The 24098-nt window shown below is 70.6% G+C and carries 27 protein-coding genes and 1 pseudogene; 15 read left to right on the top strand and 13 right to left on the bottom strand.

Annotated features, from left to right (window positions below; genetic code table 11):
- On the bottom strand, positions 1 to 1131 hold a 1131-nt coding region (locus M0R80_22725), incomplete at its 3' end, for a UDP-N-acetylglucosamine 1-carboxyvinyltransferase (GenBank protein ID MCK9462448.1).
- Positions 1132 to 1337: 206 nt separating this feature from the next.
- Here M0R80_22725 and M0R80_22720 point away from each other — a divergent pair.
- Both M0R80_22720 and M0R80_22715 read left to right on the top strand, forming a co-directional pair.
- Positions 1338 to 2054: a PorT family protein gene (locus tag M0R80_22720; GenBank protein ID MCK9462447.1), complete on the top strand. Its 717-nt coding sequence runs from the start codon at positions 1338 to 1340 to the stop codon at positions 2052 to 2054.
- Positions 2055 to 2090: 36 nt separating this feature from the next.
- Entirely contained in the window at positions 2091 to 4652 is a 2562-nt protein-coding gene (locus M0R80_22715; protein ID MCK9462446.1) for a DUF3516 domain-containing protein, read from the top strand.
- On the opposite strand, the gene M0R80_22710 is transcribed toward M0R80_22715, so the two are convergent.
- On the bottom strand, positions 4653 to 5027 hold the full coding sequence (locus M0R80_22710; GenBank protein MCK9462445.1) for a GIY-YIG nuclease family protein: 375 nt from the start codon (positions 5025 to 5027) through the stop codon (positions 4653 to 4655).
- An 82-nt stretch (positions 5028 to 5109) separates the two neighbouring features.
- Here M0R80_22710 and M0R80_22705 point away from each other — a divergent pair, with 82 nt between their 5' ends.
- The 6 genes and pseudogenes from M0R80_22705 (at position 5110) to M0R80_22680 (ending at position 8764) form a co-directional block, all read left to right on the top strand.
- Entirely contained in the window at positions 5110 to 5703 is a 594-nt protein-coding gene (locus M0R80_22705; GenBank protein MCK9462444.1) for a hypothetical protein, read from the top strand.
- Between the two features lie 188 nt (positions 5704 to 5891).
- Entirely contained in the window at positions 5892 to 6299 is a 408-nt protein-coding gene (locus tag M0R80_22700; GenBank protein MCK9462443.1) for a hypothetical protein, read from the top strand.
- 94 nt (positions 6300 to 6393) lie between these two features.
- Complete coding sequence (locus M0R80_22695; protein ID MCK9462442.1) at positions 6394 to 6618, top strand: AbrB/MazE/SpoVT family DNA-binding domain-containing protein; 225 nt, start codon at positions 6394 to 6396, stop codon at positions 6616 to 6618.
- Entirely contained in the window at positions 6590 to 7000 is a 411-nt protein-coding gene (locus M0R80_22690; protein MCK9462441.1) for a type II toxin-antitoxin system death-on-curing family toxin, read from the top strand. The genes M0R80_22695 and M0R80_22690 overlap by 29 nt, the downstream gene beginning before the upstream one ends.
- Positions 7001 to 7055: 55 nt before the next feature.
- A complete protein-coding gene (locus tag M0R80_22685) occupies positions 7056 to 8360 on the top strand; it encodes a thymidine phosphorylase (protein MCK9462440.1) in 1305 nt (434 codons plus the stop codon).
- A 20-nt stretch (positions 8361 to 8380) separates the two neighbouring features.
- Positions 8381 to 8764 (top strand): annotated as a pseudogene (locus M0R80_22680) (MgtC/SapB family protein).
- 182 nt (positions 8765 to 8946) lie between these two features.
- On the opposite strand, the gene M0R80_22675 reads toward M0R80_22680, so the two are convergent.
- Together M0R80_22675 and M0R80_22670 are read right to left on the bottom strand one after the other, a co-directional pair.
- A complete protein-coding gene (locus M0R80_22675) occupies positions 8947 to 10416 on the bottom strand; it encodes a class A beta-lactamase-related serine hydrolase (GenBank protein ID MCK9462439.1) in 1470 nt (489 codons plus the stop codon).
- A gap of 26 nt (positions 10417 to 10442) precedes the next feature.
- The gene (locus M0R80_22670) at positions 10443 to 10895 is read right to left on the bottom strand and encodes a thioesterase family protein (protein MCK9462438.1); all 453 of its coding nucleotides are present in this window, start codon (positions 10893 to 10895) and stop codon (positions 10443 to 10445) included.
- Between the two features lie 46 nt (positions 10896 to 10941).
- Here M0R80_22670 and M0R80_22665 point away from each other — a divergent pair, with 46 nt between their 5' ends.
- The gene (locus M0R80_22665; protein MCK9462437.1) at positions 10942 to 11856 is read left to right on the top strand and encodes a prepilin peptidase; all 915 of its coding nucleotides are present in this window, start codon (positions 10942 to 10944) and stop codon (positions 11854 to 11856) included.
- 9 nt (positions 11857 to 11865) lie between these two features.
- Here M0R80_22665 and M0R80_22660 read toward each other — a convergent pair whose 3' ends face one another.
- The 3 genes from M0R80_22660 to M0R80_22650 all read right to left on the bottom strand — a co-directional run bounded on the left by M0R80_22660 (position 11866) and on the right by M0R80_22650 (position 14103).
- Positions 11866 to 12798 (bottom strand): alkaline phosphatase, encoded by a 933-nt coding sequence (locus M0R80_22660; GenBank protein ID MCK9462436.1) that lies wholly within the window; start codon positions 12796 to 12798, stop codon positions 11866 to 11868.
- Between the two features lie 28 nt (positions 12799 to 12826).
- Positions 12827 to 13015, bottom strand: a complete 189-nt coding sequence (locus M0R80_22655; protein ID MCK9462435.1) for a ribbon-helix-helix domain-containing protein — start codon at positions 13013 to 13015, stop codon at positions 12827 to 12829.
- Between the two features lie 77 nt (positions 13016 to 13092).
- Positions 13093 to 14103 (bottom strand): M28 family peptidase, encoded by a 1011-nt coding sequence (locus tag M0R80_22650; GenBank protein ID MCK9462434.1) that lies wholly within the window; start codon positions 14101 to 14103, stop codon positions 13093 to 13095.
- Between the two features lie 84 nt (positions 14104 to 14187).
- On the opposite strand from M0R80_22650, the gene M0R80_22645 reads away from it, so the two are divergent.
- Together M0R80_22645 and argS are read left to right on the top strand one after the other, a co-directional pair.
- Positions 14188 to 15153 carry a PEGA domain-containing protein gene (locus M0R80_22645; protein MCK9462433.1) on the top strand — a complete coding sequence of 322 codons (966 nt, stop codon included), beginning with the start codon at positions 14188 to 14190 and terminating at the stop codon, positions 15151 to 15153.
- A 28-nt stretch (positions 15154 to 15181) separates the two neighbouring features.
- Positions 15182 to 16891 carry an arginine--tRNA ligase gene (argS, locus tag M0R80_22640; GenBank protein MCK9462432.1) on the top strand — a complete coding sequence of 570 codons (1710 nt, stop codon included), beginning with the start codon at positions 15182 to 15184 and terminating at the stop codon, positions 16889 to 16891.
- A 1-nt stretch (position 16892) separates the two neighbouring features.
- On the opposite strand, the gene M0R80_22635 is transcribed toward argS, so the two are convergent.
- Genes M0R80_22635 through M0R80_22615 form a run of 5 tightly spaced genes read right to left on the bottom strand, consistent with a single transcriptional unit; the run spans position 16893 to position 20170 of the window.
- Positions 16893 to 17876, bottom strand: a complete 984-nt coding sequence (locus M0R80_22635; GenBank protein MCK9462431.1) for an SDR family oxidoreductase — start codon at positions 17874 to 17876, stop codon at positions 16893 to 16895.
- Entirely contained in the window at positions 17873 to 18535 is a 663-nt protein-coding gene (locus M0R80_22630; protein ID MCK9462430.1) for a hypothetical protein, read from the bottom strand. Before M0R80_22630 ends, M0R80_22635 begins: the two co-directional genes overlap by 4 nt.
- Positions 18536 to 18558: 23 nt before the next feature.
- Positions 18559 to 19008, bottom strand: a complete 450-nt coding sequence (gene dtd, locus M0R80_22625) for a D-aminoacyl-tRNA deacylase (GenBank protein ID MCK9462429.1) — start codon at positions 19006 to 19008, stop codon at positions 18559 to 18561.
- Positions 19005 to 19439 (bottom strand): caib/baif family protein, encoded by a 435-nt coding sequence (locus tag M0R80_22620; GenBank protein ID MCK9462428.1) that lies wholly within the window; start codon positions 19437 to 19439, stop codon positions 19005 to 19007. Before M0R80_22620 ends, dtd begins: the two co-directional genes overlap by 4 nt.
- Positions 19436 to 20170: a hypothetical protein gene (locus M0R80_22615; GenBank protein ID MCK9462427.1), complete on the bottom strand. Its 735-nt coding sequence runs from the start codon at positions 20168 to 20170 to the stop codon at positions 19436 to 19438. The genes M0R80_22620 and M0R80_22615 overlap by 4 nt, the downstream gene beginning before the upstream one ends.
- A 152-nt stretch (positions 20171 to 20322) precedes the next feature.
- Here M0R80_22615 and M0R80_22610 point away from each other — a divergent pair, with 152 nt between their 5' ends.
- The 3 genes from M0R80_22610 to M0R80_22600 all read left to right on the top strand — a co-directional run bounded on the left by M0R80_22610 (position 20323) and on the right by M0R80_22600 (position 22117).
- Entirely contained in the window at positions 20323 to 20724 is a 402-nt protein-coding gene (locus M0R80_22610; GenBank protein ID MCK9462426.1) for a hypothetical protein, read from the top strand.
- A 98-nt stretch (positions 20725 to 20822) separates the two neighbouring features.
- Positions 20823 to 21011 carry a hypothetical protein gene (locus M0R80_22605; GenBank protein MCK9462425.1) on the top strand — a complete coding sequence of 63 codons (189 nt, stop codon included), beginning with the start codon at positions 20823 to 20825 and terminating at the stop codon, positions 21009 to 21011.
- A gap of 59 nt (positions 21012 to 21070) precedes the next feature.
- Positions 21071 to 22117: a hypothetical protein gene (locus M0R80_22600; GenBank protein MCK9462424.1), complete on the top strand. Its 1047-nt coding sequence runs from the start codon at positions 21071 to 21073 to the stop codon at positions 22115 to 22117.
- On the opposite strand, the gene M0R80_22595 is transcribed toward M0R80_22600, so the two are convergent.
- Complete coding sequence (locus tag M0R80_22595) at positions 22118 to 22855, bottom strand: AgmX/PglI C-terminal domain-containing protein (protein MCK9462423.1); 738 nt, start codon at positions 22853 to 22855, stop codon at positions 22118 to 22120. It abuts the gene before it with no gap.
- Between the two features lie 64 nt (positions 22856 to 22919).
- On the opposite strand from M0R80_22595, the gene M0R80_22590 reads away from it, so the two are divergent.
- A complete protein-coding gene (locus tag M0R80_22590) occupies positions 22920 to 23846 on the top strand; it encodes an alpha/beta hydrolase (protein ID MCK9462422.1) in 927 nt (308 codons plus the stop codon).
- Positions 23847 to 24098: the final 252 nt, after the last annotated feature.

Raw genomic sequence — 24098 nt, 5'->3', positions numbered from 1 at the left:
CGGGCTCGACAGCTCCTGGCCGTAGAGCGACGCCGGGCCGATGATCACCGCGCGGTGCGGATCGCACAGCACGATCTTGGCGCCCATGCCGACGAGCGCGTCGACGAAGAACAGGCGGCTCTCGAACATCTTCTCGTGCACGACCACCGTGCCGCGGCACTGCGTGGCGGTGACGAGCGCGATCGACGTGAGGTCCGCCGGGAAGCCGGGCCACGGCGCGTCGTCGATCGTCGGGATCGCGCCCCCGAGATCGCACTGGATCTCCATCTTCTGGTGCGCGGGCACCGTGAGCGTCGTGCCGTCGAGCACGGTCTCGACGCCGAGGCGGCGGAACGCGAGCCGGATCATGCGCAGGTTCTCGGGCTGCACGTCGCGGATGGCGATCTCGCCGCCGGTCACGGCCGCGAGCCCGATGAACGAGCCGATCTCGATGTGATCGCTCATGACGCGGTGGGTGCAGCCGCCGAGGCTCGGCCGGCCCTGGATATGGAGGACGTTGCTGCCGATGCCGGAGATCCCGGCGCCCATCGCCGAGAGCATGCGGCAGAGGCCCTGGACGTGCGGCTCGCAGGCCGCGTTCGAGATGATCGACTGGCCCTCCGCCGCGGCCGCGGCCATGAGCGCGTTCTCCGTCGCCATGACCGACGCCTCGTCGAGGAAGATCTCGGCGCCCCGGAGCCCCCTGGGCGCGGTCAGGTGGTACGACTTCGCGAGCTCCACCTCGGCGCCTAGCCGCTCGAGCGCGAGCACGTGGGTGTCGAGGCGCCGGCGCCCGATCCGGTCGCCGCCGGGGCGCGGCAGCGTGAGGTGGCCGCGGCGCGCGAGCAGCGGGCCGGCGAGCAGGAACGACGCGCGGATCTTCGCGCACAGCGGCTGGTCCGGCTCCTCGGAGCCGACGCCGGTCGGATCGATGAGCAGGCCGCCGTCCTCCTGGCTCTGGACGTTCGCGCCCAGGCTCTCCAGGATCTTGATCATGCTGTTGATGTCGCCGATGTGCGGGATGTTGTAGAGCGTCACCGGCGAGCTCGCGAGGAGGCTCGCGGCCAGGACGGGCAGCGCCTCGTTCTTGTTGCCCGCGGGCACGACCTCGCCGCTGAGCGGCACCCCCCCCTCGACAATAAAGCTTCCCATTTCGATCTCCCTGAACGGATCGACAGCTGAACGGTCGCACAGCACATCCGATCCGACAAGCGGAAAACGCGCGGGTGGCCGCCGAATATTTCAACTATCGCGCTGTGTTCCACATCTTCGTCGGCCGCGAATTTGACCCTCCGCAGGGCCGGTGTTAGGCTTTCGCCAGCGATCAATCTTTCGTTTAACGAAAGGGAGGACACAACATGAAAAAGTTAATGGGTGTGGGTGCGTTCGTCCTGGCGATGGCGTTCGCCACGTCGGCGTCGGCCCAGGAGATCCAGGTCGGCACGCCGGCCGGCGGCGGCGGATACAAGCCGTTCGTCGTGGGCGCGTACATGGGGATGGGCATGGCGCACTCGATCATCAAGCACGACGACGTCGACACCGAAGATCTCATGGAAGGGATATACGGCATCGATCAGAAGCCCAAGCCCCGGTTCGCGGGCGCCGGCGGGGCGTACTTCGACTTCTATCTCATGGAGATCCTCGCGCTCGAGGGCGGGATCGGCTTCGTCGGCAAGGGGTTCCGGCTCAAAGAAGATGATGCCCGTTACTGGGAACGGATGATCTACATGGAGATCCCGCTCGGCGCCAAGCTGAACATCAAGGGGTTCCAGGTCGGGCTCGCGGTGGCACTCTACTTCGCTCTGTCCGCAAAGACGAAGTACAAAGACGATGACAACGAGATCACCGCGGATTGGAACGACGACGCTTGGGACGACTACAAGCGGTTCAACCTCGGGCCCAAGCTGACGCTCGGCTACGCGATCCCGGTCGGTCCGGTCGCCATCGTGCCCGGCCTGAACTGGTCGATCGAGCTGATCGACAACGCCAAGGGCGACATGGAGGACGCCGAGGTCCGGGAGCGGAACTGGAACCTGTTCTTCACAGTCGGCGTGGAGTTCGGCTTCGGCGCCTGACCTTGAATTCCCGGCCGCACCTGTCATAACCCGTCCATGGCCGAACCGACCACGGCGCCGCTCGCGCGGATCCTCGAAGAGGCGAGGCGATCGGGCCGCGCGCTCGACCCGGACGCGATCCTCGATCTGTTCGTCGGCTACGTCGGGGAGCTCGGGCTCACGCTGTTCCCGGCGCAGGAGGAGGCGATCCTCGAGCTCCTCGGCCGCAAGCACGTGATCCTGAGCACGCCGACCGGCTCCGGCAAGTCGCTCGTCGCGCTCGCGCTCCACTTCCAGGCGCTCGCCGAGGGGCGCGTCTCGTACTACACCGCGCCGACCAAGGCGCTCGTCAACGAGAAGTTCTTCGACCTGTGCGATCGCTTCGGCCCGGACCGCGTCGGGCTGCTCACCGGCGACGCGAGCGTCAACCGCGGCGCCCCGATCGTCTGCTGCACGCAGGAGATCCTCGCGAACATGGCGCTGCGCGACGACGACGTGCCGGTCGACTACGTCGTGATGGACGAGTTCCACTACTACGGCGATCGGGATCGCGGCACGGCGTGGCAGATCCCGCTCGTCTCGATGCGCGACTCGGTGTTCCTGCTCATGAGCGCGACGCTCGGCGAGACCGACGACGTCGAGAAGCGGCTCGCCGGCTTCACGGATCGCGACGTCGCGGTCGTGCGCTCCGCCTCGCGGCCGGTGCCGCTCGAGCTCGAGTACCGCGAGGCGATGCTGCACGAGACGATCGAGGCGCTCGTCGCGTCGGGCGACGCGCCCATCTACCTCGTCAACTTCACGCAGCGCGACTGCGCCGAGGTGGCGCAGAACCTCATGAGCATCGACGTGTGCTCGAAGGAGGAGAAGCGCGCGATCGCCGCCGAGCTCGAGGGCGTGCGGTTCGACACGCCGTACGGGCGGGAGTTCCAGAGGTTCGTCCGGCACGGCATCGGCGTGCACCACGCCGGGCTCCTGCCCAAGTACCGCCGGGTCGTCGAGCGGCTCGCGCAGCGCGGGCTCGTCAAGGTCGTGAGCGGGACGGACACCCTCGGCGTCGGCGTGAACATCCCGATCCGCACGGTCGTGATGAGCCGGCTGTACAAGTTCGACGGCGAGCGCGTGGGGCTGATCACGGCGCGCGAGTTCCACCAGATCGCCGGGCGCGCGGGGCGCAAGGGGTTCGACGAGAAGGGCCGCGTCGTCGTGCTCGCGCCCGAGTGGACCGTCGAGAACAGGCGGATCGAGGCCAAGGCGGCCGCGAACCCGCACCTGCGCAAGAAGCTCGTCAAGCAGAAGCCGCCGCCCCGCGCCGTGCCGTGGGACGAGAAGACGTTCTCGCGGCTGAAGGGGGCGCTGCCCGAGGCGCTCGAGCCGCGGTTCGACGTGACGCACGGCATGATCGTCAACCTCCTGCACGGCTCGGGCGAACGCGTCGGCGGGGGGTACGGCCGGCTCGTGGATCTCATCGCGCGATCGCACGGCACGGACAAGGCGAAGCAGCGGCGGCTCAAGCGCGCGGCGGAGCTGTTCCGGTCCCTGCGGCGCGCCGGGATCGTCTCGCTCGTCCGCAACGAGGGCGGCCGAGGGTCGCGCGCGGTCGTGAGCGACGCGCTACAGCGCGACTTCTCGCTCCACCACGCGCTCTCGCTCTACCTCGTCGCCACGATCGAGCTCCTCGACCGCGGCGCCGAGAGCTACCCGCTCGACGCGCTCTCGCTCGTCGAGGCGATCCTCGAGGATCCGCGCGCCGTGCTCGAGCGGCAGATCAGCCTCATCAAGGACGATCTCATCGGCCGGCTCAAGGCCGAGGGCGTCGAATACGAGGATCGCATGGAGCGGCTGCGGGCGGTCGAGCACCCGCAGCCTCTGAAGGAGCTCATCGAGGAGTCGTTCGCGGGGTTCTCGGCCGCGCACCCGTGGGTGGGCGGCGAGAGCGTCCGGCCCAAGTCCGTGGCGCGCGAGATGTTCGAGGGGTACGTCGCGTTCAACGACTACGTGAGCGTCTACGGGCTCCAGCGCAGCGAGGGCGTGCTCCTGCGCTACCTCTCGCAGGTCTACAAGACCGCGGTGCAGACCGTGCCGCCGTCGTTCTGGACGGAGGGGTTCGAGGACGCGCTCGCCTACCTGCACGGGCTCGTGCGCCGCGTGGACGCGAGCCTCGTCGAGGAGTGGCGGCTGCTCGTGGACGCGCCCCTCGAGGACGACGCCCGGGACGCGGCCGCGCCCGAGAGGCCCCCGTCGATCGCCGACGATCCGCGGGCGCTGCGCGCCCGGATCCGCGACGAGCTGCACACGCTCGTGGCCGCGCTCGGCCGGCGCGACTGCGAGGCGGCGATCGACCTCGTGCGGCCGGACTCGGAGGCGCCGTGGACGAAGGAGCGGTTCGAGGAGGCGCTGGCGCCGTACTTCGCCGAGCACGCCGCGATCGACCTCACTCCACGCGCTCGACAGACCGCGAACACCGCGATCCGCGAGGTTGAGCACAGGCTGTGGGAGATCCACCACAAGATCCTCGACCCCGAGGGCGACGAGGACTGGGGCATCGAGGCGACGATCGACCTGAGATCATCGATCGACGAGAGCGGGGTTTTGATTCAGCTCCGGAGGATCGGGATTTGACTACTCCCTGACCTTCTTCCCCTCGTTGTAGCCTCTCTCGCCGAACGGCCGCTCCTTCTCGATCCAGATCTGCTCGAGCAGCTCGAGCTCGTCCTCGACCTTGAAGCCGGGGTCGCCGGAGGGCTTCACCTTCTCCACGATCTCGAACACGAACGCGTCCGCGCCGAACCTCTGCCAGTCGGCCTGGAGCGCCTTGTTGATGTGCGAGCCCATCGACAGCGTGAACCTGTGCTTGTTCAGCGGGCCGTGCAGGTTGAGGCTCGAGCCGAGGTACACCTTCCCGTTCGCCGTGTTCGTGATGCGGAAGACCCCCGCCTCCTTGGGCGCTTCTTTGTACTTTCGCTTGAGCTCCTTCACGGTTTCCTTCGTATCCATGGCGTCGAGGTCTATCCCCTTCGAGGCTGCCGCGCCACAGATTCCGGTCGACGACCGGTCCCGCCGCGTGTCCAATGGGGCGATGGCATTCAAGACGGTATACGCGCCCGCGCTCCTCGCGATCGGAACCCTCCTCGCAGCGCCGGCGCGCGCAGGGGAGGCCGCAGCGATCGACGGGGGCGTGGAGACGCAGCCCGCCGCAGCGAGCGTTCCGGAGTACGGCCGCGAAGACATCGCGACGGCGCGCTGGCTGTCGTACGGCACGACCGGGTTCGGGCTCGCGCTGACCACAGGGCTCGCCGTGGTGGGCGGGGCGACCCGGCTTCCGTGGTTGCTTCTGACAGGAGTCCTCGCCGCGGACGTGGTGCTCACCGTGGGCCCGAGCCTAGGTCACTACTACCTCGGGAGTTCGAGCCGCACCGGCACCGCGCTCTGGGTGCGGCTCGTGCTGCTGAGCACCGGCACCGTTCTCGCCGCGATCGGCGTCCCGAGGGGACGCGACGCCGGGTGGTTCTTCGCCGCGGGCGGCGTTCTCGTCGCCGGCGCGTTCGGGCTCGCCATCTACGACTTCGTCGCGCTGGAGAGCGCAGCACGGAAAAAAGGCGCGATCGAGGTCGCGCCGACGGCGTGGGTAGGTCCGAACAACGCGGGGCTCGCGGCGATGGGAGCGTTCTGAACAATCGACGGCGTCGTTTTTCGCACGAGCAGCTCACTTTTTCGGCAACCTTTTGCGCGAACGTCCGATTCAGTGGTGTGCGTCCGGCGAAGACACCGGCGCCCATCACCGAGGAGGAGATCGCCATGCCGAGCAGAACACGAAGGATGAGAGCCCGTCTCGCGAGGTCGGAACGAGAGCAACTGGTCATGCTCTCTTTCGGATTCCCCATCCGCGATGCCGCGAGCGGCAAGGTCGAGTGGCTCACCGGCATGTTCGCCGTGGACGCCGCCGACGCCGCGGCGCACCCGCTCTACGCCCGCGCCCACGCGCTCATGCCCCCTCCGCGCTCCTCGGCGTTCGACCCGTACGAGCACGTGGCGCTCGTCCCGGCCGCGCGGCGGCTGCTCGAGCGGGCGGACGAGGGGTGCGACGCGGACGATCTCCTCCGCGCCATCGCGATCCTCGGCCACACGCCGACGAACGAAGCCCTCGACGCCCTTTTCGCGTTCGGCGAGCGCTGGCCGGAGGGCGATCTCGCCCGGGTGGCGCGCCTCGCCGTGGCGGAGTGCGTCGCGCTCGGCGGGGAGCTCGGGCTGTTCACCGCGGCGTCGTGAGACCGGGAATGCTCAGATCACCCCCGCTTCCCTTGCGGACGGTCGTCCGTATGTTATACCATTGTTATAACATCCGCAGCGCGGAGGCATCATCATGGTCAAGACGCTCACGGCGATCGGCAACAGCCTCGGTCTCATCATCGACAGGCCGATCCTGGATCTGCTCTGCATCGACAGGGAAACGCGCCTCGAAGTCCGCACCGACGGAGAAGCGCTCATCATCGTCCCGCTTCGCGAAGGCACCGGGCGTCGCGTCCGAAGCGCCGCGAAACGGGTGATGGACGCCCACGATGTCACGCTGCGCAAGCTCGCCCGATGATCCCGAGTTCCTGACTGTCGAAGACATCCTGGAGATACACGCGCTGCAGATCGAGAGGTACGGCGGCGGAACGGGGATCCGCGACCGCGCGCTCCTGGAATCGGCGGCGGCGCAGCCGAGGTCCACGTTCAACGGCGAGCCGCTGCACCGCGATCTCTTCGAAATGGCTGCCGCGTACCTCTTCCACATCGTCGCGAACCACCCTTTCGTCGACGGCAACAAGCGCACCGGACTGGTCGCGGCCCTCGTGTTCCTGGATCTGAACGGGATCCACATGGAACATGGTTCGGGCATTCTCTACGAGATCACGATGGCAACAGCGGAGGGCCGCACGGGCAAGGACAGGATCGCGAAGGTCATGCGCCATTTGGCCTCCGATTGATCCGGCGTCGCTCCCCGATTTGCCCGGCGCGGGCGCTCGTGCTACCGAAAGCACCATGAAGCTGAACGTCCCGGAGATCATCCGCCGCAAGCGCGACGGCCGGCGGCTCGAAGACGCGGATCTGCGCGCGCTCATCAGCGAGTACACGGCGGACCGGATCCCCGATTACCAGATGGCGGCGCTGCTCATGGCGATCTTCTTCCGCGGGCTCGATACGGACGAGCTCGCCGCGTGGGCCGACGCGATGACGCGCTCGGGCGCCGTGATGCGGCACGATCGCGTGCGCGGCCCGAAGGTCGACAAGCACTCGACCGGCGGCGTGGGCGACAAGATCTCGCTGTGCCTCGCGCCCGCGGTGGCGGCGTGCGGCGTGCCGGTGCCGATGATCTCCGGCCGGGGGCTCGGCCACACGGGCGGGACGCTCGACAAGCTCGAGTCGATCCCCGGGTTCCGCGTCGATCTCGAGCCCGCGGCGGCCTCTGCGCAGCTCGAGCGGCTCGGCCTCTTCCTCATCGGCCAGACCGAGGACGTCGCGCCCGCGGACCGGCGGCTCTACGCCCTGCGCGACGTGACCGGCACCGTCGAGTCGATCCCGCTCATCGCGTCGTCCATCATGAGCAAGAAGCTCGCCGAGGGGATCGACGCCCTCGTGCTCGACGTCAAGGTCGGCGAGGGCGCGTTCATGGAGACCGCGGCGAGGGCCCGCGAGCTCGCACGGACGATCATCGGCATCGGCGCGGCGTCGAACGTGGCGGTCCGGGCGCTGCTCACCGACATGAGCGCACCCATCGGCCGGACGGTCGGCAACGCGCTCGAGGCGCGCGAGGCGATCGACGTGCTGCGCGGCGAGGGACCGCCGGACACGATCGCGCTCACCGTGGAGCTCGGCGCCGAGATGCTCGTGCTCGGCCGCGCCGCCGCGGATCTCGAATCCGGGCGGGCCGCGGTGCGCCGCGTCCTCGCGGACGGAAAGGCGCTCGCGCTGTTCGCCCGCGTCATCGAGGCGCAGGGGGGGGAGCCGCGCGTGTGCGACGATCCCGGCCGGCTCCCGATCGCCGGACGCCGCGAGGCGTTCGCCGCCCCCCGGCGCGGATGGATCTCGGCGATCCGGCCGCGCGCGGTGGCCATGGCGGCGCTCGAGGTCGGCGCCGGACGGCGCCGCAAGGAGGACGACATCGACCCGGCGGCGGGGGTGGAGCTGATCGCCGTGCGGGGGGAGGCCGTCGAGGAGGGCGCGCCGCTCGCCGTGCTGCACCACAGCGGCGCGGGCGCGGACGATGCGATGCGCCTGCTCGAGTCGGCGTTCGAGATAGGAGACGCGCCGCCCGAACGGCTCGAGCTCGTTGTCGACCGCCTGTGAAGCGGCCGCGGGGGTGAGGCATGGAATTCTTCGATCTCTTCGATCTCGAGGCGCTGCTCAGGGTCGTCGGCGCGGCGGTGGTTGGCGCGGTGCTCGGCATCGAGCGCCACCTGCACGGGCGCGCCGCGGGGCTTCGGACCAACGCCCTCGTGTGCATGGCGTCGGCGCTGCTCATCGTCGTCTCGCGCGGCGCGGCGCTCCAGGGGATCTCCGGCGACGGGCACTTCCAGCTCAACGTCGATCCGTCGCGCATGGCCGCCGGGATCGTGACCGGCATCGGCTTCCTCGGCGCGGGCGCCATCCTGCGGCTCCGCGAGAACTTCATCCGCGGCCTGACCACGGCCGCCGAGATCTGGTTCATCGCCGCGGTCGGCGTCGCCATCGGCTACGGCGAGTACGCGCTCGCGGCCACCGCCGCGGTGCTCGCGCTCGCCATCCTCGTCGGGCTGCACGCGATCGAGCGCCGCGTCCACAGCGTCGTCTACCGCACGCTCGTCGTCGCCACCGACGTGGCGCAGCGGGCCCAGGTCGAGGCCGCGTGCCGCGGCGCCCTCGCCGCCGAGAAGATCACGGTGCAGGACATCGGCTACTCGGCGGATCGGGCGGCGGGCACCTGCACGATCTCCTTCTCGATCCGATCCGTGGACAAGCAGGCGTGCGTCCGCGCGTTCGACCCGCTCGCCGCCATCCCGGGCGTCGCCAGGATCGAACTGGTGTAGGTTTCGCCAACCTTCTGCGCGAGGCCGAGCGTCTTGTAGCCGACGATCTTCTTCCCCCTGCGCGCGATCGCCACGTAGAGATCGAGCGCCTCGCCGGGGAGCGCACGGTTCACGGCGAGCGGCTCGCCCCTCGAGCGCGCGATCTCCTCGCGACCGGCGTAGAGCGCGAGCGCGTCGAGCTCGCCCTCGGCCGCGACGTCGATCCGCAGCGGCGCCGCGCCCTCCCCGGCGTCCTTCCAGGCGAACGCGATCGGGATCCCGCCGTCCCGTGCGGCGGGGATCCCGCGATCCATCGCGCGGACCGCCGCCCGTACGCCGCGCGACACGAGCTCGGTCAGCCGCTCCTGCGTCGCCTCCTTGCCGCCCGTCTCCCGGATCGACGCCGCGACGAGGTACCGCCGGTGCGTCCGCAGGTCCACCACGAGCGCGTGATCGTTCGCCACGAGATCCGGCACGCGGCCGCCCTTGTTGTAGACGACGATCGGGTGGCGCAGCGCGGCCCGCACGCCGTCGCCGATCCGCGTGGGCGACCTGTCCAGGCAGCGCCGCAGCGCGCGGACGTCGGCGCGATGGAGATCGAAGCGATCGCGCCCGTCGAGCTCGTCGTGCAGCACCACCCTCTGGAGGAAGTGGAGCATCTCGAAGAGCGTCGCGCAGTTGCCGTCGTCCGGACACTGCGGGTGATCGCGCGCCGACTCCCGCCGCGGGATCGTCCCCGCGCGCCCCCTCTCGTCGAAGGTGATCTCGGGCGAGATCCGGAGCGTCGGGTCGTTCGCCGCGTCGTACGCGCGCTGCATGGTCATGAACGGGAAGCCGTCCTCCGCGCTCAGAAGCCTATCGTTGATCTCGTCGAATCCCGCGATCTTCATCAGGCGGTCGTACGCGACGTTGTTGCTGTGCGTGAGCGCGCTCGAGGTGAGGTTCGAGACCGGGCCCGACCACGCGCCGCGGCCGTCCGTGAACGAGACCCGCGCCGAGCCCGTGAGCCCGTGCCCCCGCAGCGTCGCGAGCGCGCCCACCGCGGCGACGAGCTTCACCATCGACGCGGGCCAGAACGACTCCGCCGACGCGCGAAAGCCGGTGTCGCCGAGCGAGAACCAGGTGTACGCGGGGCGCTCCCCGATCTTCGAGACGCCGCCGACGAGCAGGTGCGCCTCCTCGGGCGGCTCGTATCCCCGCCGGGCCAGCTCCTCGGCGATCGCCGTCCGATCCGCGAGCGACGCGGCCAGGTCGTACCAGCTCGGCGCGACCTCGATGACCGCGGGCTCAAACGCAGACACAATCGAGGGCAGGCAAAGGATCGCCAGGATCGTCCCGACCCCGAGCACCCTTCCCATCCTTCCCGGAATTCCCATCGATCCCATCAACTCGGTCGATCCCCGCCCAATTCCCGAAGCTTCGCGACGAAGCCGTCCGGAAGGCGCCCGGGCGCGCGGCGGCGCGCGTCGAACCCGACAAACCCGATCTCGATGAGCGCGACCTTCCTGCCCGTGCCCTTGTGCAGGACGCGGTGTGCGAGCCGGAACGCCACGAGGCCGATCTCCACGGGCTTCAACTCGAACACCAGGACGTCGTTGAGAAACGCCTCGCTCAGGTAGGCGACCGCCACGTCGGCCGCGACGACGCCGGTCGCGCCGTCGCCGAGATCGAGCTCGCTCGCGCCGAGCCCGCCGAACATCCGGACGCGCGCCTGGTGCGCCAGGGAGAGGAGCCGCTCGTAGCCCAAGTGCGCGCCGTAGTTCAGATCCGCGACGCGGACCTCGAGCTCGGTCGAGAACGGGTAGCGGGCGTGCTCCTCGATCTTGATGCGCGGCATGAGCCGGAGAATACGCCCAACCGCGCCGCCGTGGTAGACTGCGCCCGTGCAGCCGCCCTTCGACATGATCGCGCCGTGGCAGTGGCAGCTCTTCGCGGGCGTCTTCGGCGCGCTCTGGGGATCGTTCGCGAACGTCGTGATCGTCCGGTGGCCGCGCGAGCTGTCCGTCGTCCGCCCCGGATCGCACTGCATGGCGTGCGGCGAGCCCATCCGGTTCTACGACAACGTCCCGATCCTCTCCTACCTCGTGCTCCGGGGCCGGTGCCGCGACTGCAAGGCCCGCTTCTCGCCGCGGTACGCGCTCGTGGAGCTCGCGATGGCGCTGCTCGCGGTCAGCGTGGCGCGGCTGACGCTGGCCGGCGAGCCCGCGTCGTTCCAGCAGGCCGCGGCCGAGTTCTTCGTGTGGTTCGGCTTCGTCTTCGCGCTCGTGACCGCGGCGATGATCGACGCCGACTGCTACCTCATTCCGGACGCGATCGCGCTGCCCGGGATCGCGGTCGGGATCGCGGCCAACGCCTTCGTGCTGCCGCTCGGCTGGATGGAACCGCTCGTCGCGGCGTTTGCCGGCTACGCGCTCATCCGGCTCGTCTTCATCGAGGGGTACCGCCTGCTCACGGGCAGGCCCGGCATGGGCGAGGGCGACGCGAAGCTGCTCGCGATGATAGGCGCGTTCGTCGGCTTCCAGGGCGGCGTGTTCGCCCTGTTCGCCGGCGCGCTCCAGGGGCTGATCGTCGGCGCGATCATCGTCGTCCTGAGAAGGCGGGCGAACGAGCCCGAGCCGGTGTTCGAAGAGGAGCGCGGCGACGGCGACGAGGACGAGCAGCCCGTGCGCTTCCGCAAGGCTCGCGTGCCGTTCGGCCCGTTCCTGGCGCTCGGCGCGCTCGAGCACGTGTTCTTCGGGGCGCATCTCGTCGGCGCCTACACGTCCGCGATCGACGCGCTGGCCCGCGCCCTCTGGTGACGCGCCGCGCTACTCCCCGAACGCCTCCTCGACCGGGCGGCCGATCGCGTCCGGCTCGAGCGCGAACCCCGCGACGAACGCGGCCGTCGCGGCGGTGTCCATGACCGAGACGGGCGCACCGATCACGTGCCGCTCGCGGACGCCCGGCCCCGCGACGATCCACGGTATCATCGTGTCGGTCGCGACGTCGTCGCCGTGGGTCGAGTCGTGGCCGCCGTGGTCCGCGGTGACGATCACGGTCGCCCCGGCGGGCAGCGCGTCCACGAGCCGCGCGACCTCCGCGTCCGCCGCGCGCACCTGCGCGAGGTAGTCGTCGGACATCCACCCCGACGAGTGCCCCACCCAGTCGACCGACGGGAGGTGGACGAACAGGACGTCGAAGCCCCCCGCGGCGGCAGCGATCGCGGCGTCGACGACCGCGGCGTCCCCGCCGGTGACCCATTCGAAATAGTCGCAGGAACCCGGCGGCGCGAGCTGCACGAGCTTCTCCTTGCCGACGACGATCACCGTCTCGAGCCCTGCCTCCTCGGCGAGGCCGAACACCGTGGGCACCTCGATGCAGGTGTCCTCCCTCATGGAGTCGTGCAGGAGCCCGTGCTGCTCGGGCTCGTACCCCGAAACCATCGACGCGTGGGCCGGGAGCGTGAGCGCGGGCAGGATGGTGCGTGCTGAGAGGGAGTAGGAGCCGCGGCACGCGAAATCGATCAGCGCGTCCGCCGGTGCGGCGGTCACCGCGTCGGCGCGCAGGCCGTCGACGCTGATGATCACGACCGAGCCTTCCGCCGATGCGCCGGCGTCCCCGGGCCCCGCGTCCGGCGCCTCAGGCTCCGGGCACTCGAGCGCGGTCGGAGGAGCGTCGCCGATCGCGGCACCGAGCTCGGGCGAGCACGCGGCCGCGCACGCCGCGATCACCGCGAGGCCGGTCTGCGGGCGGAGCCTCATCGGACGCTCCGGGGTGGCAAGGTGGCGCTCACTCCCCGCGGGGCTTCAGCAGGGAGAGCTGCCCGGGGAGCACGTCGCCGTGCTGCCGGATGACGATGTCGATTCCCTCGCGAACGTAGACGGCCACCGGCACGTTGGTGCGCCGGCTGAGCTCCTTGAGCTGCCGGTCCTGCTCCTCCGTGATGTAGATAGTCGTCGAAATCTTGCCGCGCGCCATGACGTCCCTCGGGACCATGCCCTACCATACATTGCCTTATCGCCGCAAAATGAACAAGGCTCGCGGTGCGGACCGGCTCAAGGTGACGGCGCGGCGGGCTCGCCCCCCGACAGCTCCTCGAGCGCGCCTATGACGATCCGCGCCGCCGCGGCGAGGCTCGCCGCCGAGAGCTTGTCCGGGGTGTCCGCGGCCGTGTGCCAGTAGTCGTTCGAGCCGGGGCCGGGGCCGTACTCGAGGTCGATGAGGTCCGCGGCCGGCACGCCGATCCGGAGGAACGGCAGGTGATCGTCCTCGACGGCCGCGCGCGGGCCGCCGAACAGCGCGGCGTGCCCGAGACGCTCGGCGGACCTTTCGAGCGCGGAGAGGACCCACTGCGTGGAGAGCGTCTCGCGAAAGAACGAGAGATCCCGGTCGCCCACCATGTCGACGTTCACCATCGCCGCGACCGAGGCGCGATCGGGCGAGCCGGCGAGATCCGCGGCCATGCGCTTGGAGCCGTACAGGCCGTCCGCGTCGCTCCAGCTCACGAGCGCCTCCTCGCCGTCGAAGAACGCGAGCCGCACCCTCGCGGGGGAGCCGCGCGCGGCGAGGCACCGCGCGATCTCGAGCAGCACGGCGGTGGACGAGCCGCCGTCGTTGGCGCCGACGAACTCCACGCCGGGCAGCAGCTTGAGGTCGTAGTGTCCGCCGACGATCACCGTCCCGCCCGGTCCGGCGACGTCGGCCGTGATGTTGGCGAGCTCGACCTTCCCGAGCTCCGGGTGCGGCGTGTGGGCCGTGAAGTCGCGGCGCCTCGGCTCGAGCCCGGCCCGCCTCAGCTCGCCGAGGATGAGCTGCCGCGCCGCCTCGGCGCCCGGGCCGCCCGGCGGTCTCGGGCCGAGCGCGACGAGCCTCTCGACGTCCCGAAGGGCGCGGGCGCCGTCCACGCAGGAGATCGCCGGCGGCGCCGGGATCCTCTCGGGCACGGGGACGATCTCGCGCTCGGGAACCCGCCCCTCGCCGCAGCGCAGGCCGCACGACGAGGCGAACAGGGCGATCACGAACGCCGCGAGCCGCCGTTCGGTGCAGAATTGTTTTCTTCTTTCCACGTTCCATAAATAACACTACACCTTGAGTAACGACACTCCGTCTTGGAGCGAGGCTCCACTGCGGCCGGGTAGGGGAGATACGGCATGAAACGAGTTTGCGTCATCGTGGCGGCGGCGGTCCTGCTCGCCGGGACGGCGGCTTTCGCCGATGCCCGGCAGCACTACCTCGCCGGGCAGGACTACTATACCCAGGGGCGCTACGAGAAGGCGATCGCCGAGTTCGAGGAGGCGTACCGGCTCGATCCGCGCCCCCTGCTCCTCTACAACATCGGCCAGGCCTGGGAGAAGCTCGGCGATCTCGTCAAGGCGGTCGACTTCCTCAAGAAGTACCTCGACGCGGATCCGAACAACTCGGAGCGCACGACGCTGCTCAACAAGCTCGCGATCCTGCAGGAGCGCCTCGAAAAGACGGGGATCGAGATCAAGTGCGAAGAGGCGAACGCGACCGTCTACGTCGACGGCAAGGAGGTCGCCAAGACCCCGACCGTCGGGCTGACCAAGCTCGACCCGGGCACGCACAAGATCCAGGTTTCGAAGAAGGGCTTCGAGGACTTCAAGATGTCGGTCGCCGTGACCGCCGGACAGTCGGTCCCGGTCGAGGTGACACTCGAGCCGGGCCATGCGGGCCCGCCGCCGGTGGTCGCGGCCGAGAAGCCCGAGGGCGAGGGAGAGGGGGAAGGCGAGGGCGAGCCCGACACGGGCAAGAAGATCGAGGCGCTCGACGTGGTCCCGTGGGTCGTCGCGGGAGTGGGCGTCGTGGGCGTCGCGGTCGGCTGGGGCGTGCTCGGCAGCCTGGCGAAGAACGCGCAGCCGTCGGACCCGGACGCCGATCCGGCCGCACAGGACGATGCCCACAAGAAGGCGGTCGTCGCGGACGTCGTCGGCATCGTGGGCGCCGTGATCGCGGCCGCCGGCGCGACGTGGGGCACCATCCGCATCGTCAAGAAGAACAAGGGCGAGAGCGCGGAACCGGCGGCGGACGCGCAGGTCTCGTTCGCGCCGGTGGTCGGCCCCGGGATGGGCGGCGCCGCGGCGGTCGTCGAGTTCTGATCCCCGCCCGAACGGAAATCGCGCACCCATGAGGAGATACGAAAACGCGTTCACCGCGGCCGTCGCGCGGGCGGTCGGGATCGACGAGGCCGAGATCCGTGCCCACCTGAAGACGCCCGAGGAGGAGCGCGGCGATCTGTCGCTGCCGTGCTTCCCGTTCGCGAAGCGGCTCAGGCAGTCCCCGGCGCAGATCGCGGCGGCGGCGGCGGCGAAGATCGAGCCGTCCCCGATGTTCGCGGCGATCGAGGCCGTGGGGCCGTACGTCAACGCGCACATCTCGACCGCGCACCTTTTCGCGAGCGTGGCCCCGGAGATCCGGGCGCTCGGCGAGCGCTTCGCGGGCTCGGAGCTCGGCGCGGGCGGGTACGTCGTGATCGACTACTCGTCGCCCAACATCGCCAAGCCGCTCGGCTTCCACCACCTGCGCTCGACGATGATCGGCAACGCCCTCGCCCGGATCCACCGGGCGCTCGGCTACCGCGTCGCGGGGGTGAACTTCCTCGGCGACTGGGGCAAGACGTTCGGACTCCTGGCGGAGGCGTTCCGGCGGTCCGGCGATCGGGCACGGCTCGAGGCCGAGGGGATCCCGTACCTGCTCGAGCTCTACGTCTCCGCGAGCCGCATGGCCGCCGAGGATCCCGCGTTCGACGCCGCGGCGCGCGCGATGTTCAAGGCGCAGGAGGACGGCGATCCCGCGGCGCTCGAGCTGTGGCGGACGTTCCGTGAGCTGAGCCTCAGGGAGTTCCAGCGCGTGTACGACAGGCTCGGCGTCTCGTTCGAGTTCATCGAGGGCGAGAGCCGGTACCGCGAGGGGATGGACGCCGTCATCGAGGAGATCCGGCGCACGGTGGGGACGCGCGAGGATCAGGGCGCGCTCGTGGTGGACATGCCGTACGCCGAGGGCGAGCCGCCGATGATGCTGCGCAAGAGCGACGGCGCCACGCTGTACGCGACGCGGGACGTCGCGGCGGCGCGGGACAGGTTCGCGCGGTTCGCGTTCGCGAAATCGATCTACGTCGTCGGCGTGGAACAGAAGCTCCACTTCGGGCAGCTCAAGCGCGCGCTCCTGGCGATGGGGCACGCCTGGGCCGACCGGATGACGCACGCCCACTTCGGCCGCATCCAGGGCATGAGCACGCGCAAGGGGAACGTCGTCTTCCTCACCGACGCGCTCGACGAGGCCCGCGATCGCGCGCTCGCGAAGATGCGCGAGGCGAGCGACGAGCGGGTCGCGGAGATCGACGCCGTGGCCGAGCAGGTCGGCGTGGGCGGCATCGTGTTCGGCGACCTCAAGAACCTCAGGACGTCGGACTACACCTTCGACTGGGAGGAGATCCTGAACACCAAGGGGTTCACGGGCATCTGCGTCCAGTACGCGCACGCCCGCTGCTGCTCCATCCTGCGCAAGGGCGGGGGCGCGCCCGACCCGGCCGACGTCGACTGGTCGCTCCTCGCGGCGATCGAGGAGGCCGCGCTCGTCAAGGAGCTCGCCCGCCTCCCGGCCGCGGTCGTCGCGGCGGCCGAGGATCTCGAGCCGTCCCGTCTCGCGCGGGCGGTCTACGAGGTGGCGCGGGCGTGGAACCGGTACCAGCAGGCGGGCAACGCGGAAAGGAACCTGCGCGTGCTGTGCGAGGATCCCGCGATCCGGAAAGCCCGCCTCGCGCTCGTCGACGCGGCGCGCATCGGCCTCGCCCGCGGCCTCGACCTCCTCGGCGTGCCCGCGCCGGAGGCGATGTGAGCTACGCCTCGATCATTCCGGCCTCCGCGAACCAGGCCAAGGTATCGCGGATCGTCGCCTCGAGCGGGCGCGGGTTGTAGCCGAGCTCTTCGGTGGCCTTCAGGTGGCTGACGTAGCGGTGCATGGCCACCGCGCGCACCGCCCCGGGCGTGAACTTGGGCGTCGTGCGCGTGACCCGACCCCAGAGCAGGCTGCCGTACGAGGCCGGCATCGCGAGCCACAAGGGTGTCCTGAAGCGCGGCGTGGGCCTTCCGGTGAACTTGGTGACGAGGGCCGCCAGCTCGACGACGTGTGCCCATCGCCCCGTGAGCAGGTAGCGCTCGCCCCGGCGGCCGTTCTTTTCTGCGGCGAGCATCCCGTCGACGACGTCGCGGACGTCGACCCAGTTGTAGCCGCCGTCGATGAGCGCGGGCAGTCGGCGGTGGACCAGGTCCAGGATCACCGCGCCCATGCGCGAGACCTTGAAGTCGTTGGGGCCGATGACGCCGCTCGGGTGGACGATCACGGCGTCGAGGCCGCGCTCCACCGCCGCGAGGACTTCGAGGGTGCCGCGGGCCTTGGAGCGGTCGTAGGCCAGGTGCCGGCGATCCAGGGCCAAGGCCCGGGTTTCGTCGATGACTTCGCTGTTGGGGTGGGTGGAGAACGCGTGGATCGAGCTCGCGTGCACGAGCCGCTTGACCCCGGCGGCGAGGCAGGCGGCGGCGACGTTGCGCGCGCCGAGGACGTTGGTCCGCTCCACGAGCCCCCCCTCGGGCCCGACGATGGAGATTCGCGCCGCCAGATGGAACACGGTCTCGGCGCCGTCCAGAAGCCGCGCCAGGGAGTCTTCGTCGAACAGGTCGCCGTCTACGATCTCGACCTCGAGCCCGGCGAACGCGCGGTGATCCTGGCGCGCGAGGACGCGCACCTCGCGGCCCTGGGCCAGGAGCGCCCGCACCAGATTGCCGCCGACGTGGCCCGACGCCCCTGTCACCGCGACGGTCATTCGCCGGCCGACCGCAACGAGAGGTAGCGGCGCACGTGGGCGTCGTTCGACTCGAGGACGTGCTCGCGGACGTGGAGGAGCGCCTCGGGCACGGGCCCGAGCGCGTCGGCCTCGGCCTGCGTGAGGATCTTCCGGCCCGGCCCGACGTAGCGCCCCGGCGGCACGCGCACGCCCTTGCCGACGTAGCACCCCTGGTGCAGGAACGCGCCGCGGCCGATGACCGCCCCGCCGCCGTCGACGACCGCCTGGATGTAGATCGTCACGTCGTCCTCTACAATCGCGCCGTGCACGATCGCCTGGTGCGCGACGATGACGCGGCTGCCGATCCGCTGCGTCGTCGAGTGGATCACGGCGCAGTCCTGGACGTTGGAGCCGGGGCCGATGACCAGCGGCTCGGGCGTCGGCTTCTCGTCGAGCCGGATCACGGCGAACGGGCCGAGGTAGCAGCCCGCGCCGATGATCATGCCGCCGATGAGGCGCGCCGTGGGATCCACCCACGCGCCGTCCTCGACGACCGGCTCCTGCACGAGGCGGCCGCGCGCGTCGATCCGCGTCACGCGCCGCACGCTCTCGCTCTGCTTTTCGAGCCACATGCTCGCGTCGGTCGTCGTGGGGCCGATGCCGGGGTCGATCGGGAACGGGGTCGCGTTGTACTGCATGATGACCTCCTCTGCCGTGGGCCTCAGAAAAGCTTCTTCGAATCGATCAGGATCGTGACCGGGCCGTCGTTGACGGAGTGGACGTCCATCATCGCGCCGAAGGCGCCCCGCGCGCAGGGCACGCCGAGCGCCTCGAGGCGAGAGACGAACCGCACGTACATCTCCTCGGCCGACTTCGGCTCCATGGCGGCGACGAACGACGGGCGCTTGCCGCGTCGCACGTCGCCGTAGAGCGTGAACTGGCTGACGACGAGCGCGCGGCCGCCGACGTCGACGACCGACAGGTTCATCGCCCCGGCGCCATCGCGAAAGACGCGCAGCCCGGCGATCTTCTCGGCGAGGGTGCCGAGATCCGCGTCCGTGTCGCCGCACCCGATCCCGAGGTACACGAGCAGCCCGTCGCCGATGCCGCCGACCTCGACACCGTCGACGAGGACGCGCGCCCCGCGGACGCGCTGGACGACCGCCCTCATGGCCTCGCGATGCGGAGCGCGGCGGACAGATCCGCGACCAGCTTGAAGTAGGTCGAGCGGTCGTGCTTCTCGTTCAGGATGTGGAAGTCCTTGCGCGAGATCCCGACGCAGCCGAAGCAGTAGTTGCACTCGGTGAGGTCCCGGCACAGGACCAGGAACGCGGAGCTCGTGCACCCCGAGCACTCCACGCTGTTGGCGAGGTTGTGGCACGCCGCGCAGTCGATGCAGTGGGTCAGGTTCGTCGAGCCCTCGCACCCCTTGCAGTAGGAGCACTTGTGGCACCGCACGCACCCCTCGCAGAACACGCAGCTCGAGCACCTCTGGCAGTCCTTGAGGCCGTGACCCTTGACGTTCGCGGGGTCGGCTTCGAAGGCGCGCACGAGCTCGTCGAGGCGCTTCCTGAACTCGCGGGGGTCCATGGTCGGCGTCACCCGCCGATGAGCGACGCGAGGTGCGCGAAGTTGATGGCCTGCGCGAGCTGCAGCGCCGGCGCCTCGCTCCCGGCGTTGGAGACCTTCACGGTGACGAGGATCCGGTTGCCCACGACGACCGTCACGTCCGCGCTGTTGCTCGCCTTCTGGAAGTTCTGCATGCCCGGGTAGGTGCCGAAGTTCACCCGGCTCGAGCGGCCCTCGTTGGTGTCCGTGGCCATGTTCCCGAGCATCGCGAAGCCCATGCCGGCCATGCCGGCGGCCATGGCGTTGTCGATGATCTCGACGTCGGCCGTCATCGCGCCCTGCGTGAGGTGGCACTTCGCCGTGGAGGCGGCGATGCCCATGACGTTGACGCTCTCCCCCTCGACCTGTCCCTGCATCGCCCAGCCCGCCGACGTGGGCAGCGCCTGGCCGAGCGACTGCCACGGCACGAGCGCGTTCGGCGCGGCGACCTGCCCCGGCTGCCCGGCCGGCTGTCCGGCCATCCCGCCCATCGCCTGGCCGAGCGCCGCGAGGCCCGCCATCGGGTTCGCCGGCTGCTGCGCCGCGGGCTGCGCGACGGGCTGCTGGGCGACCGGCACCTGCGGGTACGCCTGCGGGTACCCCTGCGGGTAGCCCTGCGGATAGCCCTGCGCGTACGGGTTCACGGGCTCCTCGGACTTGCACGCCGCGAAGCCCAGCGCCGCCATCGCCGCGACAACGACCACGATCGTCGAAATGAAACGCATGTTCTTCCTCTCCTCTTGCGCCGAAATGGCGACGGAAAACCTACCATCCGGTCGCACCGAGGTAAAGGGCGCGCAGCGGGGTGACCCCCTGCGATCTCCTCGCCCGGCGGAATAGACCGCGCGCTCGGGCCGTTGTGGGAACGATGTCGCAGATGCCGAAACGCCAGAGCGCTCAGCGCGCCGCCGTTGGCTCGATCTTCGAGCTCCGCCTCTCGAGCGCCGTGGTGTGCGGCCTGTCCGCCGTCGTCCTGCAGGCCGCCGCCCTGGAGCAGGCGCCGCGCTGCGCCGCGCTCGCCGAGGAGGCGGAGGCGTCGTCCAGCCCGGACCCGACGGGTGGGCTCCCCACGCCGTCCGTCGCCTCGCGCCGCGGACAGGCGCTGCAAGGAAACGCCCCGTCCTCCGGAGGCCCGCCCGCGGTAGGCAACCCGCTTCACGACGATCCCGCGGTGGCGGGACCCGCCGCGCGCGAGTCCGCATTCGTCGCCGCCGCGCTCGCGGCGTCCAAGCGCCTCGCGGGGCACCCGCTCCGCGGCCCCCCTCGCCTCCCGTCCTGACGCGGAAAAAGACCGGCCGCACGCGAGGGAGCGCGACGCGCTCCTCCGCTTCGCGGCCGTGGCCGTTGTCATCGGATTCGGAGAACGAGGAGTCGAAGATGAACGAGAACATGATGCTGCGCCTCGGCTGCGCGTTGAGCGCGCCGAAGAGACCGGTGCCGAAGATCGTCTTCTGCGCCGAGTGCTCGGATCTCGAGTTCGGCCGGGTCGACGGCACGCCGCTCTGCCTCGCCTGCATGCTGGCGCGGCTCGGGCGCGCCGAGGAGAGGCCCGGTGCCCCGTGTTGACGCGATCCTGCGGCGGGTCTATACATGCACCGTATCCCGAACGATGGGTTCGTGCAGAGATGCCACGCGAACTACCAGAGGTGTCGACCGATCTGGCCGAGACGCCGGTTCCGCCCGCGCTCGCGAAGGCGGCGCGCAACGCGGTGACCGTGTGCCTCGCGGCGACCGCCGCGGATCGCGCGGTCGTCGTCTACGACGCCTCGACGCGCGCCATCGCCGCGGCGCTGCGCGCGGCGTTCGCGGAGGTCGGCGCGCGGTGCGACGCGTGCGACGTCGACGCATACGGCGGCCGGCCGCTCACCGTGCTCCCGGCGGTCGTCGCGCGCACGATAGCGCAGGCGACCTGCTCCGCGCTCGCGCTCACGGCGATGCCGGGCGAGCTCGCGCTCCGGAAGGCCGTGCTCGACATCGTCATCGAGAAGAAGCTGCGCCACGCCCACATGCCGTCCATCACCGAGCCGGTGTTCGTCGACGGGCTCGCCACGGACTACCGCCAGGTCGCGAAGTTCGTCGCGCGCATCGTCGACGCCCTGCAGGGCGCGTCCGAGCTCCGCATGACCTCGCCCGGCGGCGCGGAGCTCCTGTGCCGGTGCGCGACGCCGCCCGCGCTCCACGTCCTCGACGGGCTCATCACGCGCGACAGGTGGCAGAACCTGCCGTCCGGGCAGATCATCGTCATCCCCACCGACGCCGAGGGCGTGTTCGTCGCGGATCGCAACCTCGGCGACTGGTTCCAGCACACGTACGACGTCGCCGAGAGCCCGGTCTCCTTCGAGCTCGAGGGCGGGCGCGTGCGGCAGATCACGTGCGGCAACCGGAAGCTCGAGCGGGATCTGCGGCTGTTCCTGCGCAGCTCGGAGAACTCCGCGAAGATCTCGGAGGTCGTCATCGGCGCGAACCTCGGCCTCACGCAGGACCACCGCAGCTCGCTCTTCGAGGGCTATCGGCCGGGCGCCTCGATCACGATCGGCGCCAACCCCGCGATCGGCGGCTTCACCTCGGCGACGTCGATCCCGGTCTTCGGCGCGCAGAAGAGCCTGTGGGTAGGCGACCGCCGGATCATGATCGACGACGCGTTCGCGCCCGAGCTGCTCACCGATCTCTGATCAGAACGCGATGATCGCCTTCGCGGTCTTGGCGCCCGGATCCGGGAACGTCCACCTCCCGGCCGCCTCGGCGAGACACGCGGCCTCGTCGGCCGCCTCGACCTCGTCCGCGGTCGCGCCCGCCGAGACGACGGCGCCGCCGCTCCGGACGTACACCGTGAGCTGCACCCCGGTCGCGCCGGCGAGGCAGCGCTCCACGTCCGCGGCGTTCGCCTCCACGACGGCCTTCGACTCGGGGCCGCTCCAGTCGACCGGCGCCGGGTGGTCGTACGGCTCCTCGAGCGTCAGCGGGTACACGATGGAGGCGTGGGAGCCCCCGCGCGGCTTCGGGAAGGCGAGCCGCTTCGCGAGCGCGACGATGCACGCCTCCGCGTCCGCCGATCCGAGCGACCCGTTCCGCAGGTGCGCGGCCGCGACCGACCCGTCGGCCCCGACGTCGAGCACGAGCTCCACCCTTCCCTCGATCTGCTCGAGGACGTCGAGCGCGCGCTGGTAGCACTCCGCGACGGCGTCGTTCTTCCGCGCGAGGATGCGCTGCACGTCGTCCTGCGGGATGTCGCCGAGCAGCCCCTCGACCTGCACCGCGTCGTCCGCGTCGCCTGCCGGCGCGCCGTCGTCTCCCGCCGCTCCCGATCCGTCGCCCGCGGCAGCGGCCTTCGAAGACGCGCCGCCGCACGCGGCGAGGCACGACGTCGCGAGCGCGATGACGATGACCTTCCGGAATTTGGAACCGCTCATGTTGCACCCTCCTCACCGAGGTCTTACCAAAGAGCGGGGCCCTCGGGGAAGGAGGTCCGTGCAGATGAGCCTGAAGATCCGACGCGCTCTCCCGTGGGCGGCCGCCCTCGTGCTCGCCGCCGCGTGCGTGCCGAAGGCGCCGACCCGCACGGTCCGGCCCGACGTCCCGGTCGCGCCGTGGACCGAGCGCACGGTGCCATCGCAGCGCGGCACCGCCGAGTACCGGTACCTGCACCTCGACGGCCCGGCGCCCGGCGCGCCTTTGCTCCTGCTCCTGCCCGGCGGCTTCTATGACGCGCGCATCTACCTGAACACGGCCGCCTTCGCGGAGCGGTTCGAGGTGATCGCGCTGGACTGGCCGGACGGCGGCGCGGCGTACACCGGGCACGTGGGCGACTACGGCGAGATCGCGGCCGACTTCCTCGACGCGCTGGGCGTCTCGAAGGTCCACCTCGCCGGCGTCTCCATGGGCACGTACGCGGCGATCGAGCTCGCGTCGCGGAAGAAGGGGATCGAGGTCGAGGCGCTCGCGCTGTTCTCCACGGTGATGTTCGGCATCGACGAGGACGAGGTCTCGCGGCGCGAGCGCAGGTCGCGGATGGCGCTCCGGCTCGACCCCGACAGGCTGCGCGGCCTCGTCGAGCACGGCGTGGAGCGGGCGGACTACGAGGAGGCGCCCGGGCTGCCGCAGCGCGCGATCTTCTGGGTGCGCCCGTACAGCTACTACCGCCAGATCTTCGGCATGACCCTGAACCAGGGCGCCGCGCGGCAGGCGACCCGCGAGATCGCGTGCCCGACGCTCGTGGTGCACGGCACCGAGGACGAGGTCATGCCGGTCGAGTGGGCGCGCCTCACGGCGTCGGTCTTCCAAGACGCCGAGTACGTCGAGGAGGAGGGGGGCATGCACTCCATGATCTACAGCCGGGGCGAGAAGATCGCGCGGCTCGTCCTCGACTTCTTCGCCCGCCGCGTCCCGCCCTCCCCCGACTGACCGTCGCACGTCGGTCTCCTCATTCCCTCTCCCAACGGGAGAGGGGCAGGGGTGAGGGCCGTGATCGCACGTCGGTCTCCTCATTCCCTCTCCCAACGGGAGAGGGGCAGGGGTGAGGGCCGTGATCGCACGTCGGTCTCCTCATTCCCTCTCCCAACGGGAGAGGGGCAGGGGTGAGGGCCGTGATCGCACGTCGGTCTCCTCATTCCCTCTCCCAACGGGAGAGGGGCAGGGGTGAGGGCCGTGATCGCA

The organism is Pseudomonadota bacterium (assembly GCA_023229365.1).
Classification (GTDB): Bacteria; Myxococcota_A; Polyangia; order JAAYKL01; family JAAYKL01; genus JALNZK01.
The sequence above is the reverse complement of the archived record's forward strand: the minus strand, read 5'-3'. Positions and strand labels throughout refer to the sequence as shown.